The following is a 14,256-nucleotide window of genomic DNA, read 5'->3' on the forward strand; positions in this document are numbered from 1 at the left end:
GCACGGCAGGAACCTCCATGTTCCGACAAGGTTCGGACAGAACCCAACAAAATGGAACAGGATGGGGCGGGACGCGGTCAATAGGACATTCGGTGCGGAACCGGGCTCTCAGGACGCGGCCGCGGGCAGGGCGGCTTCCGCGGTGACACCGTCGGGCCACGTCAAGGTGACGCGGTGACCGCCGTGGCCGTCCTCGGCGATCGCCAGGGACGGATCGGGTTCGTCCGGGCCACCGCGGTCCAGGACCACGATCGCGGCGAGCACCGCTCCCGGCGGCCCTTCGGTGGCGACGTACGGGATCGCGGTCCACTCGCCCAAGGGGGAAGTGCCGGTTTCGACGGCCACGTCCGCCGTGGTGAAGCCGCGCAGCGGACGCACCCGCGACCGCAGCTGCGGTGTCCGCGCGGCGGCCACCCCCGGCTCGGTCACCGGTCGGGTCGCGTGCGAGACCGGCCAGCCGCTCAGCCGCACCGGCCCGGCGGGAGCGCCGTCGAGCCGCGCGAGCCGGACCTCGACGCCCCACCGCACCACGGACGCCACCGTCAGCACCGGCCCCGGCACCACCGGCCCGCTGCGGCCCGAGCCGTGGTCGGGGGAGTCGTCCCCGGCCGTGTCGACCCAGCGGACCCGGCCCTGGGACGCCGCCGCCAGCACGCCGCCCGGCAGTTCGGTCGCGTAGCACGTCGAGAACCCCGCCCGGTGGCTCGCCCGGCCCCCGGCGTCCAGCACGACCACCGTGTTGTCCGGGACGAAACCCCGCGGCGGCACCGTCGCCGTCGAATAGCCGAGGCGGGCGTAGAGCGGCGCGTCGGCGCGCGGGTCGCCCGGGCGCGCGTGGTCCGTGCCGTGGTTGACCACCAGCGCGATCCCGTCGCGGCGCCGTCCCGAAACCAGCCAGCCGGGCGCGGTGACGACGCGGGCGACGTCGCCGGTCTCGATCGGCAGCGGCTCCTCGACGTCCGTCCACACGGGATGGTGCGCCGGCAGGGCCAGCCCCAGCAGGCCTTTGGCCGCCCAGTACGGCGAGCCGGGCCCGGAGTACGCCTGGCGCATCGCCGGCCAGGCGTGGTGCCAGCCCAGGCTGAGCAGATCGCCGGGCGCGCCGAAGTGCCGGACCATCCCACCCGCCACCCGGCGCGTCAGACCGGGGGACAGGTGCGAAGTCCCGGTCAGCGCGCCGGCCCAGAACGGCGCCGCGGCGGCGAAGCGGTAGACCAGGCTGCGGCCCTGCAGCAGCGGCGAGCCGTCGCTGCCCACCAGCCGCACGGCGTCGTCGAGGTACTCCCGCAGGTCCGCGCCCCACCGGTGCCGCAGCGAACCGGGGCACAGCGTGCCGGTGACGTCGAACAAGTGCGTCCACAGCAGGGGGTACAGGTGCAGCGCCCATCCCGTGTAGTGGTCGTAGGCGCGCTCGTCGCCGTCGCTGAGCCAGCCGCCGGGCCGCCGCAGCGACGCGTGCACGGCGAGGTCCTCCTCGATGTCCGCCGCCGACCACGGGCCGCCCGCCTCGCGCAGGAACGACTCCACGACGATCCGGAACCACACCCAGTTGATCGGCGGGTACGGCTGCCCGATCACCGTCGCGAGCCAGGCGACGACCCGCTCGCGGACGACGTCGTCCAGGCGGTCCCACAGCCACGGCCGGGTCAGCTGCAGCACCAGCGCGATCGACGCGGCCTCCACTTTGGCCTGGCCCAGCTCGTCGGGCCGCGGCCACGCCTCGGGGCTGGCCGGATCGGTGCCGGCGGCCAGCCCGCGCGCGTAGTGCTCGAGGACCCCGCCCGGGTCCGCGCCGCCCTCCCCGGCGACGCGGAACCCGGCGATCAGGAACGTCCGGGCGAACCCCTCCAGCCCGTCCGAGACGCGGCCGTTGCGGCTGGCCGGGCCGGGCAGGTCGATCCGGGCGCCCGCCGGGGAGCGGTGGCGGCCGGCCGCCGCGAGCAGCCGGTCCGCCAGCGCCGCGTAGTGCTCGCGGGTCCAGCCGGTGTACGGCGACAGCCGGCGGTCTTCGACGGCCGTCATGCCTGCACCGCCAGGGAATGCCGGGTCACCGGGGCCCGGGGCGGCAGGCCGGCGGCGTAGCGCTCGAGCTCCCCGAGCGCCTCGGCGCTCATCCGGCGGGTCTCCGAGCCCAGCGAGCCCGCGATGTGCGGGGTGAGCACCACGTTCGGCAGGTCGTAGAGCGGGGAGCCGGCGGGCAGCGGCTCCGGCTCGGTGACGTCGAGGACGGCGTGCAGGCCGTCGGCGACGCAGGCGTGTTCGAGGGCCGCGGTGTCGACGAGCGCCCCCCGCGCGGTGTTGACCAGCACCGCGCCGGACGGCAGGGCGGCCAGTTCGGCGGCGCCGATCATGTGCCGCGTCTCGGGCAGCGAAGGCGCGTGCAGGCTCAGCACGTCCGCCCGCGGCAGCGCGTCCGCCAGGGACGCGGGCTCGGCGCCGGCCGCCCGGATCTCGCCCGCGTCGGCCACCGGGTCGACGACGAGCACCCGGGCCAGGTCCAGCAGCCGCAGCAGCGCGGCGACCCGGCGCCCGACCCGGGAAAACCCGACGAGCACCACCGTGCGGTCCCGGCCGGACAGCTCGCCCCGCTGGTCGCGGTAGCCCCAGTCGTCCCGGAACTTCCGGGCGTCGGCGGCCAGGAACGGCACCTTCTTGAACGCCCACAGGATCGCGCCAAGGGTGTACTGGGCGACCGGCTCGGCGTTGGCGTCGGCGGCCGTGGTGACCAGCAGGCCGCGGTCGAACACCGCCGCGCCGACGTGGTCGCGGACGCTGCCGGCCGCGTGCAGCACCGCCCGCAGGCGCGGCGCGGCCCGCAGGACGGCGTCGTCGAGCGGGGGACAGCCCCACGAGGTGATCAGCACCTCCACCTCGGCCAGCCGCGCGCGCACCGGCGCCGAGGCGAGTTCGTCGGCGCACAGCGGCTCGCCCAGCCGCGCGGTGGCGCGCAGCCGGGCCAGTTCCGCTTCGCCGAACTGCAGGGCCGCCGTGTCCCGCGCCATCACCAGCAGGGTCTCCGGGCGGCGCGTCACTTGACGCTGCCCGCGGCCAGCCCGGACCGCCATTGCCGGTGCAGCAGGACGAACGCCACCACCAGCGGCAGCACGGCCAGCAGGGAGCCGGTGATGACGAGCGGGTTGTACTGCGGGAACTGGGTCACGCGCGTGCTCCACTGGTACAGGCCGAGGCTCATCGGGAACAGCTTGGGATCGGTCAGCATCACCAGCGGCAGGAAGAAGTTGTTCCAGATCCCCACAAACTGGAACAGGAAGATCGTCACCAGGCCCGGCCGCATCATCGGCAGCCCGATGGTGAAGAACGTCCGCAGTTCGCCGGCGCCGTCGGTGCGGGCGGCTTCGAGCACCTCGCCCGGCACCGCGGCCTCGGCGTAGACGCGGGCGAGGTAGACGCCGAAGGGGTTGGTGAGCAAGGGGATGAACACCGCCCAGAACGTGCCGACGACCTCCAGCTGCGCCGCCAGCAGGTACAGCGGCAGGGCCAGCGCGGTGGTCGGCACGAGGACCCCGGTCAGCGTCACCGCGAACAGCGCGCGGCGGCCCGGGAAGTCGAGCTTCGCGATCGCGTACCCGCAGGCGGCGCAGATCAGCGAGCCGAGCACCGCGCCGAGGCCGGCGTAGAGCAGCGAATTGCGGACCCAGGCGAGGAAGACGCCGTTCTCCTGCGTGAACAACGCGCTGAGGTTCGCGCCCAAGGTGAACTGCCCGAATTCGAAAGCGCCGGTCGTGGAGAAGTCGCCGACGGACTTGGTGGCCGAGGTGACCAGCCAGACCAGCGGGAGGACCGCGTACAGCGCGGCCAGCACCAGCAGGACGTGCACGACCGTGCGGGACGTCCACCGCGAACCTGCGGGGGAGAGGGTCACCGGGACCTCCGGGCGGACAGGCGCATGACCAGCGCCGAGAGCAGGGCGGAAACCAGCGCGAGCAGTACCGACGCGGCGGCGGCGCGGCCGTAGTCGTTGGCGATGAAGGCGGCTTCGTACACATAAAGGCTCGGGGACCAGGTGCTCGTCACCGAACCGGTGAACCCGCGCAGCACCAGGGGTTCGGTGAACAGCTGCAGGGACCCGATGACGGTGAACACGAGGGCGACGAACGCGGTCGGGCGGATCATCGGGACCTTGACCGACCAGGCCGTCCGGAACCCGCCGGCGCCGTCGGCCCGCGCGGCCTCGAGGACGTCGCGCGGGACGGCCTGCAGCGCCGTGTAGAAGATGATCATGTTGTAGCCGACCCACTGCCAGGTCGCGATGGTGACGATCGACGGCAGGATGCCGGTCTTGCCCAGCGGGTCGAACGGCAGGAGCGCGGTCAGCCCGGAGCCCGGGCTGTAGAGGTAGGCCCAGATGAGCCCGGTGATCACGGTCGGCACCGCGTAGGGCAGGAAGACCGCCAGTGACCACACCCGCTTGAGCCGCACGACGGCGGAATCGACGAGCAGGGCCAGCAGCAGCGCCAGGCCGAGCATGATCGGGATGTGGACCAGGACGAACAGCGCCACATTGCCGAGGCTCGCGTGGAAGGCGCTGTCGGTGAGCACGTCGACGTAGTTGCCGAGGGCGACGAAGGCCGGGGTCGGGCCGGAAAAACCCAAGCCGGACAGGCGATCGGTGAACAGGCTGAGGTAGAGCGCGTACCCGATCGGGACGAGCACGGTGGCGGTCAGCAGGATCGCGAACGGCGCGGCCAGCACGAGGCCGGCGCGGCCGCGGCCACGGCGGTCGCGCGCCGGGGCGCCGGGACGGGCCGGCGCCGCGCTCGCGGCCCGCTCGGGGGTGAGGACGGTCATCAGGCTTTCCCTTCCAGCACGGTCAATCCCCGTTCGCGCAGGGCGGCGACGGCGTCGGACTGCGTCCGGCGGACGGCGGTGGCCAGGGTCGTGCCGCCCGTCTTCACCCCGCTCATGCGGTCGACGACGGTGGAGAAGATCCGCAGGGCGTTGGGGCCCCACGTCCAGTCCGGGACGCGCCGGGCGGCTTCGTCGAGCACGTCGTAGACCGGGGCGCCGAGGAAGTAGCCGCCCTGGTAGGCCTTCCGGGCGACGTCCCGGCTCGGCAGGTAGCCGGGGAACGGCGTCGTGAACGTGGTGCCGATCTTCGCGACGGCCGGGTCGGTGCTCAGCCAGCGCAGGAACGTCACGGCCGCGTCCGCCACCTCGCTTTCGGCCGAGACGGCGAACGCGCTGCCGCCCTGCACGCCGTTGGCGGGGACGCCGTCCCAGGTCGGCATGGTGGTGACCGCCCACCGGTTCCTGTCCCGCGGGATGGACTTCGCCAGCGAGCCGACGCTCCAGGACGCGCCGAGCAGGCCCCACAGCCGGCCGGTGTGCATGGCGCCGATCCACTCCTGGTCGCCGGTCGGCGCCGTGGCGACCAGGCCGTCGCGGATCATGCCCTGCCAGTAGTCCGCGGTGCGCAGGGTGCCTTCGCCGCTGATGTCCACCCGCCACGAGCCGCCGTCGATCCGCCACCACGGATCGCCCGCCTGCCAGCACATCCCGGCGAAGAACGAGCCGTCGTTGAGCGGGAACGTCGTCACGCGCGCCGCCGGGTCGGCCTTCTTCACCGCCCGCGCGGCGGTCCGGAACTCGTCCCACGTGCGCGGCACCGCGATGCCGTGCCGGTCGAAGAGGTCCTTGCGGTAGTAGAAGACCATCGGGGCGACGTCCATCGGGACCGCCCACGTGCGGCCGCCGGGCCGCACGCCCTGCCAGGCCGCGGGGGAGTAGCCGTGTTCCAGGTCCGCGACGTCGCCGGTGAGGTCCCGCAGCCCGCCCGTGGTGAGCAGCTGCGGCAGGCCCTGGTACTCCGCGTGCAGGATGTCGGGGGCGTTGTGGGCGCGCAGCGCGTTGGTCTGCTGGGCGTAACCGCCCTTGAGCCCGCTCGCGATCACGTTGAGCTCCACCGCAATGCCCGGGTGCGCGGCGTTGAACCCGGCGACGTACTTGTCCATGCCGGTGAGCCACGACCAGACGCGCACGCGGGTGGCACCGGACGCCGTGGTCGACGACGCGCAGCCGCCGAGCAGCCCGCCGGCGGCGAGCCCGGCCGTGGCCGAGAGGAACCTCCGGCGGTTCAGCCCCGCCGATTCCCGAAGCGTCATTGCTCCTCCGTCGAAGTGATGGCTGTCACTGTCGGGGTGTGCCATAGTGCGAGTCAACAATTCAGGTCAAAAGCGATCACAACCGATCAGGATCGAAGGGGACCCTGGTGTTGCGTGCGCTCTTCGACGACCTTCCCGTGCGCAGGCCCGCGTTGGAGTGGCTCGACCTGCCGGCCGTCGCGACCGGTGCCGACGCGCGGGACCTGCCCGTGCCGGCCCCGCTGGTCCGCTTCCCGCACCGGATCCACCTGGGCGGCGACGCCTACGTCAACGCCAGGGACGCGCCGGCCCGGCTGTCACCGGCCCAGCCGTGGCACGTCCTGCACCGGTGGGGGAAGCGCCTCGGCGACGCCGACGTCCGGGCGCACGCGGTGAGCCGGGCGCGCGCGGGCGGGCGGACGGCGCCGGCGGCGGAACCCGAGCCGACCTGGCCGGCCCGGGAGGAATGGCTGCCGCGGGTGCCGGTGCTCGTCGCCCGGGAACGCGCCGGTTCCTCCCGCGGGCTGACGATGGCGGTCAAGGCCGGGCACAACGGGGAGCGGCACAACCACCTCGACGTCGGGTCCTACTGGGTGGCGGTCGACGTCGTGGCCCACGCGGGCCAGCCGACCTACACCGCGAGCAGCTTCGGGCCGGACCGCTACCGGGCCTGGCCGTTGCGCGGCGAGTGGCACAACGTCCCCGAGCCGGGCGTCACGCAGGAACCGGGCGCGGCCTCCCGCGCGCGAGACGTCCGGTTCGAGCCCACCGCGGCTGGGGCCGCGCTGTCCGCGGACCTCGCCGGGGCGTACCCGGGCGTGCCGCGCTGGATCCGTTCGGTGCGGCTGGAGCGGGTCCGGTGATGCTCGCCTCCGAGCGGCACCAGCTGATCCTGTCGCTGGTGCGCGAACACGGCGCGGTCCGGCTGACCGAGCTGGTCGAGCGGCTGGGCGTCACCGCGGTCACCGTGCGCCGGGACGTCACCGAGCTGGCCGACCGCGGCCTGCTGACCCGCGTGCACGGCGGTGTCACGCTGACCCGGCCCCGCGGCGGCCACCCCGAGCCCGGGCGCGCCGCGTCGGTGTTCGGCCCGGCCGCCCCCGGTGCGCTGGTCGGCATGGTCGCCCCGTCGGTGGAGTACTACTGGCCCACGGTCGTCCAAGGTGCACAGTCCACAGTGGCCACCGCGGGCGGGCGGCTCGTGTTGCGCGCGTCCAGCTACGACGCGGCCGAGGACCGCCGCCAGATCACGAAGCTCCTCGAACGCGGTGTGCAGACGCTGCTGGTCGCGCCGGCCACCAGCGGCCGCGGCGCGCTGGACCTGCTGCGCTGGCTGGGCTCGCTGAGCGTCCCGGTCGTTCTCGTCGAGCGCGTGCCGCCCCCGGAGCTGCCCACCCTCGCCCTGGACGCGGCCACGACGGCCCACGCGCTCGGCGCGGGACTCGCCGTCCGGCACCTGGTGTCCCTCGGCCACCGCGGGGTCGGGCTCGTCGCGTCGCGGTCCAGCCCGCACAGCCCGGCCGTGCGCACCGGCTGGCGCGAGACGATCGCCTCCCTGGGCCTGGACGCGGCCACGGCGCTGGACCTCGACGTCCCGGCCTACGGCTCCGCGGGCTGGGCACGCGAGTACGACGCCCTGCTGGAGCGCTGCCGCCGGGCGGGCGTCCGTGCCCTGCTCGTGCACGCCGACCGGGAGGCGATCGGCCTGATCGAACGGGCCAGGGACGGCGGCATCGCGGTGCCCGGTGAGCTCGCGGTGGTTTCCTACGACGACGAGGTCGCGGCGGCGTCCGACCCGCCGCTGACCGCGGTGTGCCCGCAGAAGCACCGGCTCGGCGCGGTGGCCGCCGAGCTCGCGCTGGCCCGGCTCGCCGACACGACCGAGCGGCCCGTGCACCGGCTGCAGCTGTGGCCGACGCTCGTGGTGCGCGAATCCTGCGGGAGCGCGGCGGAAACCGCGCCGCGGTGAACCCGCCGGCGGTTCTTCCGGCTGGGCTTCCTTCGGCTGCGGACGGAACGCCGATCCGCGTCGAACGGGGCAGCCGGGTGGCAGCCGTCCGACGGGCGACGTCACCCGTGCCGGACGGCGGGGGCGGCCGCGGTGCTCTCGCCGGTGACGAACGCGGGGACCACGGTGCCGGGTTCGGCGGCAGGCCCGCCGTCGAGCTGGCGCACCGCGCGCCGGACCGACAGCACCCCCAGCTCGGCCGCCGGGAGCACCACCGCCGTGGGCCGGATGCGCTGCCGGGCCGCCACGGTGTCCGAGCAGACCGCGACGACGGAGACGTCGCCGGGTACCTGCCGCCCGCGCTGCCGGAGGGTGCCCATGACCAAGGGCAGGGCGGCTTCGTCGTGCACGACCAGCGCCGTCGGGCCGCCGTCGGCGAGCAGCTCGTCCAGGCAGCGGGCGACGTCTCCGGCCGTCGGCGCGGACAGCGGGGCCCGGGGTTCCGCCGCCCGGGCCTCCGGGGGAAGGGGGCGGGAAATCGCTTTCACGCCGCGTTCGCCGGCGGCGGCGTGGAAGCTCTCCACGAAGCCCCGCAGCGACCGGAGCCGGGGGCCGGGCGGCGTGGCCGGCGGCCCGAGGTGGGCGACCGACCGGTGCCCCAGGTCGGCGAGGTGGGTGAGGCAGGCCCGGCCGGCCGGCGCGAAGTCGACCGTCACCGACGCCAGCCCGTGGTGTTCCCCCGGCGCGCCGACCAGCACGGCGGGACGGCCGGAGGCGAGCAGGACGGGCACGCGCGGGTCGTCGTCGCCGGCGTCCAGCACGATCACCGCGTCGGCCAGCGCGGCCGACGTCACCCGGTGCAGGCCCGAGGTGCCCTCGTCGTCGGTGACCAGGAGCAGGTCGAACCCGAGTTCGCGGGCCGCGCCCGCGGCCGCGGAGAAGAACTCCATCTCCATGCCCAGCTGCCGGTCGCCCAGCGGTGGCACCGCCACCGCGAGGACACCGGCGCGGGGCGACGGCGAGCCGCCGCGGCGCCGGTAGCCGAGGGCGCGGATGGTTTCCTCGACCCGGCGCCGGGTGGCCGGGGAGATCGTCCGCTTCCCGGTGATCACGTAGGACACGGTGCTCGCCGAGACGCCGGCCGCGTTCGCCACGTCGGTGATCGTCACCGCGCCGCGGCCGCCGCCGGCCGGCCCGTCCGCCACGTCGCGGAAGTTCGTCATTTGGTGAGGACTTTCTCGAGACCCATTGTCCGATCCGTTGTCCGGCCGGAAGTTAGCGCTAACACGAAGGGGTGGGTGCCGACCTTAATGCCGGTCAACGCGGCCGGTCAAGACACCATCGTCGGGTGATCGAAAACGCCTCGAGGGCCGATTCATTGCCCGGGACGGCAGTCGGTCACCGGCATCCCGCGGTGGCCGCCGCGGGACAGGGCGACGAAGCCGAAGGTGGTCGATTCGCCCGGCTTCAGCACCGCATTCCACTCGGCGTTCGCGACGGCCGAGGAGGCACCGGTCCGCACCAGCCTGCCGTTCCAGAGGTCGTCGATGCTCGTCCCGGCCGGGGTCGGCCAGCTGACCGTCCACCCGGTGACCTCGGCTCGCCCGCTGTTGCGGACGGTCACCAGCCCCTGGAAACCCCCGTTCCACGACTTCACCACCTGGTAGCGCGCGGCGCAGCCGGGCGGCCCCGCCGACGGCGACGCCGGCGGGGTCGTGGCCGCGGTGGCGGACGGCGCCGACGCGAGCTGGGCCGCCGCGCTCGCGGGCTCCCGGCCGGGCGGGATCGACGCCGCCGCGGTCACGACGGCGGCCGCCGCCAGCACCAGCGCCGTCCCGGCGAAGGCCGCCCGGGAGCGGCGACGGCGGGCCGGTGCGGGCGCGCTGTCCACCGGGGCCGCCACCGGGACCACGCCAGGGGCGGTGGCGCGGGTCAGCAGCCGGGCCGCCCCGGCCATCGGGGGGCGCCCGGAAGGGTCGCGGTGGAGCAGCCGGAGGACGGCGTCGGTGACCGGCCCGCTGGTGGCGGGCGGGGTGATCGCACCGGCGCCGACGCGCTTGAGCAGGGCCAGCTGGTTCTCGTCGGTGCCGAACGGCGGCCGCCCTTCGAGCGCGGTGTAGAGCGTCGCGCCGAGCGAGTAGACGTCGGCGGGGAAGCCGGGTTCGGCGCCGTCCGCGACCTCCGGGGCGAGGTAGGCCGGCGTGCCGACGACCAGCCCGCGGCCGGTGGCGGTGCCTTCCCCGCGCGCGTGGGCCACCCCGAAGTCGGTGATCTTCGCCGAGCCGTCGGGGGTGACCAGGACGTTGTTCGGGCTGATGTCGCGGTGCACCACGCCTTCCGCGTGCGCCGCGGCCAGCGCCGAGGCGAGCTGGACACCCAGTTCGGCCACGTACGCCGGCGCCAGCGGCCCCTGCTCCTCGATCAAGGCGGTCAGCGTGCGCGCCGGCAGGTACTCCATCGTGATGTAGGCGGCGGTGCCCTGCTCGACGACGTCGTACACGACGACCGCGTGCGGGTGGCGCAACCGGGCGGTGACCCGGGCCTCCCGCAGCGTCCGCTCGCGCGTGCGTTCCGCGGCCGCCGGATCGGCGGGGGAGTCCGGGAACAGCTGCTTGATCGCGACGAGGCGGTCGAGCCGCTCGTCCTTCGCCCGCCACACGGCTCCCATCGCGCCGTGACCCGCCCGGCCGAGCACGCGGTACCGGCCGGCGATCACTGCCCCTTCGCGCACGGGCACGCTCCCCTCTGTCGCTTCCGTCGACAGGGGACACGGGCGGTTCCGGCGCGCAGTTCGGCTCGTCGGCCGCATTCACTCACCTGGGTGGGGCAGGAAAAGGCGTTCGATGAATTCGTTCCGGATACCGGAAACGAAACCGGCCGCTACGGAAGAATCGGCGATCCGGTTGTGTCGGAACGATAACGAATCAGTTGGTCCGGCAGCTGAGGACCGGAACGGCGGGGCCGCCTGCCGTGATGTCCTGGTTCAACCCGAAGGAAGCCGAGCCGTCCGGCTCGACCAGGGCGTTCCAGCCCGCGTCGGAGACGGTGACCGACGAGCCGGTCTGGCTCAGGGTGCCGTTCCACAGGTCCCGGATGCCGGCCCCGCCGGGCTGCACCCACGTCACCGTCCACCCGGTCAGCCGCGTCGGCCGGTCGTTGTGCACGGTGACCTGCGCCTGGGCGCCGCCCGGCCAGGCGTTCGTCACCTCGTAGCGCGCGGTGCAGCCGCCCGGCGCGGGCGGGGTGGTGCGCTCCGCCGGCTCGTCGGAGGCGCGGGCCGGCGCGGGGGCGGTGGTGGTGCTGTGGACGGTGTGGTCGGCGGTGATCGTCGTCGGCGGCTGTCCGACGGTCACCGCGGTGGTCCCGGGCCGGTCGGCGAGGGCGAGACCGGCCGCCACGCTCACCGACGCCAGGCCAGCGACGGCCGCGGTCACGGCGGCGCGGCGGAGCCGGGACCGGCGGGGCGCGGTGGCCGCGACCGGCTTGCCGACGGCCGCGAGCAGTTCCACCGCCTCCTGCATCGACGGGCGGGCGGCCGGATCCCGTTCGAGCATCCGCATCAGCACGGCGGTCAGCGGGCCGCCGTGCGGCGGCGGGGTCAGCTGGTTCTCGGTGATCCGCCGGAGCAGCGTGATCGGGTCGTCGCTGGTCCCGAACGGCGGCGTGCCCTCCAGGGCGGTGTAGAGGGTGGCGCCGAGCGAATAGACGTCGGACGGCAGGCCGGCCTCGCCACCCCGGGCGACCTCCGGGGCCAGGTACGGGAGCGTGCCGACGACGACGCCTTCGTCGGCGGCGGGGTGCTCGCCGAGCGACCGGGACACGCCGAAGTCGGTGATCCGGGCGGTGCCGTCGCCGGTGACGAGCACGTTGTTGGGCGTGACGTCCCGGTGCAGGATCCAGTCGCTGTGCGCGGCGGCCAGCGCCGCGCCGATCTGCCGCCCGAGCCGCAGCACGTCGCACCGGGGCAACGGCCCGCGTTCGACCAGGACGTCGGTCAGCGAACGGGCGGCCACGTACTCCATGACCAGGTACATCGAGCCGGCGTCCTCGAACACGTCGTAAACCGCGACGGCGTGCGGGTGCCGCAGCCGCGAAGCCAGCCGCGCCTCGCGGATCGCCCGCTCGCAGACGTCGCCGCCCTTGCCCGGCTCGTGCAGGAACTGCTTGACGGCCACCACCCGGTCCAGCCGCTCGTCCCTGGCCCGCCACACCAGGCTCATCGCGCCGCGGCCGAGGTGCCCCAAGAGCCGGTACCGCCCGTTGACGAGCTGTTCCTCGAAAGCCACCCATACCCCTGCGTCGGTCGGCCAAACGATGCACTTTTAGCAGAGAACCGGCCTTCGTGGGGCTTCGGCGCCGAGTGGATCGGGAACCGTTATCCGGCTCGGCGGAGACGCATTCCGGGAATTCGCCGCGTTCGACGGTTTCGGTGGTGGAGCGGAAGTCGCGGCCGGAGAGGCGTACGGTGTGGGCATCGCGGTTCAACCGGCAGCCGCCCGCCGGCTCCCCCTGCGCGTTCCGTCCCGTGGGTGGACCGGGAGGCGGGGCCGCCTCCCGGCCGTCCCTCGCTTCGAGGAGGCTGTGTGCTCGACCAGATCGCCGCTCCGCAGTTTCGCGTCGACGTCCCGTCCGCGATGACCCTGTCGGTGACCGCGACGGCGGAGGCGACGACCGTCGCCATCCGCGGCGAAATAGACCTGCCGGTGCTGAGCAGGCTCCGGACCCGGCTGGGCGAGGAGATCGACCTCGCCCCGCGGGCCCTGGTGCTGGAGCTGTCCGGGGTGTCGTTCTGCGGCGCGGGCGGGATCACGGAACTGCTGGTGGCGGCCTCGGAGGCGCACGTGAGCGGGGTGCCGTTCGCGATCGCGGCGGCGGGCCGGGCGGTGCGGCGGCCGATCCGGGTGCTCGGCTTGGAGCAGCTGCTCCCGGTCCACCGGAGCGCCGAGGCGGCGTTGGACTGGCTGTCCGTGCTCCCCCGGTTGCGGGGGAGCGAACGAGGCTGACCACGGGGTGTCCATAGTGGACTGAACGTGGCTCGGCCGGCTTCAGTGCGACGGCGACGGCGTCGCTGTTCGCAGTCACGCGGTGGACCGGGCCTACCTCGCCGGTTCCGCACCGCCGGCGGCGGCTCCGAGCTGTTCGCCGACCACCACCCGGCCGGCCCGGTCCCGCTCGGCGGCTCGCTCGGCCGGACGTGCGGTTCCGCGGTCAGGACCGTCCCGCGCGCTGCCGCTGCGGTACGACGACGTACTTGGGGTCCTTTGTGGACTCCACGCCCGCCTCGAAGACGCCGAACCGCTGCAGCGCGCTCCCGGCGAACAGGGCCGCCCCGGCCGCCACGGAGACCGGGCGGCTGCGGTGCCCGACCAGCGTCCCGAGCAGGCCCGCCGCCGTCAGGCGCTCCGACCAGCGCCGCAGCCGGTGCGCCTTGCCGGTCGTGTACGCCTCCGCCGTGAGGCCGAGCCGCTTCTCCAGCACCTTGGAGGCCGCCAGCTCCATCGCCGCGCCGAAGGCCGCCAGTGCCCGGGCCGGGCCCGCCTCCTCGACCGGGACCAGCGCCATCGCGAAGCCACCCGAACTCGCCGCCGCCGAGCCGGTGAACACGAACGGCAGCTGGGCGTGGGCCGCGTGCCAGGCGGGGACCGCCGTCTGCGACAGCAGCACCGCCGTGTACGACGCGACGGCCGGCGCCACGACCGCCGACGACAGGCCCGCGGGCCGCGCCGCGGCGCGCAGCAGCCGCCCGGGCAGCGAGCGGCGCAGGCCGGCGGGCAGCACCTCGGCGGCCGCGGCCAGGCCCATCCCCGGCCCGAACGCGCTGAGGACCCAGGTGCCCACGCTCATCGGCGACGTCGGTTTCGCGACCCGCAGCATGTGGTGGAACCGCGCCGGCCGTCCGAGGTCGGCGACCAGCAGGTAGACGCTGGCCAGCAGGGCGGCCAGCGACCCGGTCCGGCCCACCCGCCGCAGCACCGGCCGCCCGGTCAGATCCGCCCCGGCGGCCAGCAGCGACGTACCCGCGGCGAGCCCGCCGGTGAAGAGGTAGGCGGGAACCTTCCACTCCCACACCGGCGGCTTGAGCACCGGCCGCCCGTAGTACGACCGGAACTCGGCGGGGGGCACCATCAGTTCTTCGCGCGCGCCGCCACGTTTGCGCCGGCCGAACACCCGCGCGCCCTTGTCGGCGGTTCCGGTGTCGCGGTGGTG

Annotated in this window: 12 protein-coding genes; 3 read left to right on the forward strand and 9 right to left on the reverse strand. The window is 74.8% G+C overall.

Translation table 11 applies throughout. The features are described from left to right. Window positions 1-108: 108 nt before the first annotated feature. The 5 genes from DV20_RS26750 to DV20_RS26770 are packed head-to-tail and all read right to left on the reverse strand — an operon-like array spanning window position 109 to window position 6,122. The gene (locus DV20_RS26750; protein ID WP_043784957.1) at window positions 109-2,022 is read right to left on the reverse strand and encodes a DUF2264 domain-containing protein; all 1,914 of its coding nucleotides are present in this window, start codon (window positions 2,020-2,022) and stop codon (window positions 109-111) included. Then, entirely contained in the window at window positions 2,019-3,032 is a 1,014-nt protein-coding gene (locus tag DV20_RS26755) for a hydroxyacid dehydrogenase (protein WP_043784959.1), read from the reverse strand. The genes DV20_RS26750 and DV20_RS26755 overlap by 4 nt, the downstream gene beginning before the upstream one ends. Beyond that, entirely contained in the window at window positions 3,029-3,838 is an 810-nt protein-coding gene (locus tag DV20_RS26760) for a carbohydrate ABC transporter permease (protein ID WP_084093684.1), read from the reverse strand. Before DV20_RS26760 ends, DV20_RS26755 begins: the two co-directional genes overlap by 4 nt. A gap of 41 nt (window positions 3,839-3,879) precedes the next feature. Beyond that, window positions 3,880-4,809: a carbohydrate ABC transporter permease gene (locus tag DV20_RS26765; RefSeq protein ID WP_043784963.1), complete on the reverse strand. Its 930-nt coding sequence runs from the start codon at window positions 4,807-4,809 to the stop codon at window positions 3,880-3,882. Then, on the reverse strand, window positions 4,809-6,122 hold the full coding sequence (locus tag DV20_RS26770; protein WP_043784965.1) for an ABC transporter substrate-binding protein: 1,314 nt from the start codon (window positions 6,120-6,122) through the stop codon (window positions 4,809-4,811). Before DV20_RS26770 ends, DV20_RS26765 begins: the two co-directional genes overlap by 1 nt. Before the next feature lie 107 nt (window positions 6,123-6,229). Between DV20_RS26770 and DV20_RS26775 the strand changes: the two genes are divergently transcribed. Together DV20_RS26775 and DV20_RS26780 are read left to right on the forward strand one after the other, a co-directional pair. Further along, window positions 6,230-6,964: a hypothetical protein gene (locus tag DV20_RS26775; RefSeq protein WP_235190968.1), complete on the forward strand. Its 735-nt coding sequence runs from the start codon at window positions 6,230-6,232 to the stop codon at window positions 6,962-6,964. Continuing rightward, the gene (locus DV20_RS26780; protein ID WP_235190969.1) at window positions 6,964-8,070 is read left to right on the forward strand and encodes a substrate-binding domain-containing protein; all 1,107 of its coding nucleotides are present in this window, start codon (window positions 6,964-6,966) and stop codon (window positions 8,068-8,070) included. Before DV20_RS26775 ends, DV20_RS26780 begins: the two co-directional genes overlap by 1 nt. A 101-nt stretch (window positions 8,071-8,171) precedes the next feature. Here DV20_RS26780 and DV20_RS26785 read toward each other — a convergent pair whose 3' ends face one another. From DV20_RS26785 to DV20_RS26795, 3 genes are all read right to left on the reverse strand, one after another. Further along, window positions 8,172-9,272, reverse strand: coding sequence for a LacI family DNA-binding transcriptional regulator (locus DV20_RS26785; protein WP_051736135.1), 1,101 nt, complete (start codon window positions 9,270-9,272; stop codon window positions 8,172-8,174). Between the two features lie 152 nt (window positions 9,273-9,424). Next, window positions 9,425-10,780 (reverse strand): serine/threonine-protein kinase, encoded by a 1,356-nt coding sequence (locus tag DV20_RS26790; RefSeq protein ID WP_043785041.1) that lies wholly within the window; start codon window positions 10,778-10,780, stop codon window positions 9,425-9,427. A gap of 193 nt (window positions 10,781-10,973) precedes the next feature. Further along, on the reverse strand, window positions 10,974-12,335 hold the full coding sequence (locus DV20_RS26795) for a serine/threonine-protein kinase (RefSeq protein WP_043784969.1): 1,362 nt from the start codon (window positions 12,333-12,335) through the stop codon (window positions 10,974-10,976). A gap of 297 nt (window positions 12,336-12,632) precedes the next feature. On the opposite strand from DV20_RS26795, the gene DV20_RS26800 reads away from it, so the two are divergent. Then, the gene (locus tag DV20_RS26800) at window positions 12,633-13,052 is read left to right on the forward strand and encodes an STAS domain-containing protein (RefSeq protein WP_043784971.1); all 420 of its coding nucleotides are present in this window, start codon (window positions 12,633-12,635) and stop codon (window positions 13,050-13,052) included. Between the two features lie 205 nt (window positions 13,053-13,257). On the opposite strand, the gene nrfD is transcribed toward DV20_RS26800, so the two are convergent. Beyond that, the gene (gene nrfD / locus DV20_RS26805; protein WP_043785043.1) at window positions 13,258-14,175 is read right to left on the reverse strand and encodes an NrfD/PsrC family molybdoenzyme membrane anchor subunit; all 918 of its coding nucleotides are present in this window, start codon (window positions 14,173-14,175) and stop codon (window positions 13,258-13,260) included. Between the last annotated feature and the right edge of the window lie 81 nt (window positions 14,176-14,256).

Source organism: Amycolatopsis rifamycinica (genome assembly GCF_000695625.1).
Classification (GTDB): Bacteria; Actinomycetota; Actinomycetes; order Mycobacteriales; family Pseudonocardiaceae; genus Amycolatopsis; species Amycolatopsis rifamycinica.

Bases quoted from the DNA above. Each gene is read 5' to 3' on its own strand.
- DV20_RS26770 (WP_043784965.1), bottom strand. From the start codon at position 6,122: ATGACGCTTCGGGAATCGGCGGGGCTGAACCGCCGGAGGTTCCTCTCG.
- DV20_RS26765 (WP_043784963.1), bottom strand. From the start codon at position 4,809: ATGACCGTCCTCACCCCCGAGCGGGCCGCGAGCGCGGCGCCGGCCCGT.
- DV20_RS26780 (WP_235190969.1), top strand. From the start codon at position 6,964: ATGCTCGCCTCCGAGCGGCACCAGCTGATCCTGTCGCTGGTGCGCGAA.
- DV20_RS26750 (WP_043784957.1), bottom strand. From the start codon at position 2,022: ATGACGGCCGTCGAAGACCGCCGGCTGTCGCCGTACACCGGCTGGACC.
- nrfD (WP_043785043.1), bottom strand. From the start codon at position 14,175: ATGGTGCCCCCCGCCGAGTTCCGGTCGTACTACGGGCGGCCGGTGCTC.
- DV20_RS26785 (WP_051736135.1), bottom strand. From the start codon at position 9,272: ATGACGAACTTCCGCGACGTGGCGGACGGGCCGGCCGGCGGCGGCCGC.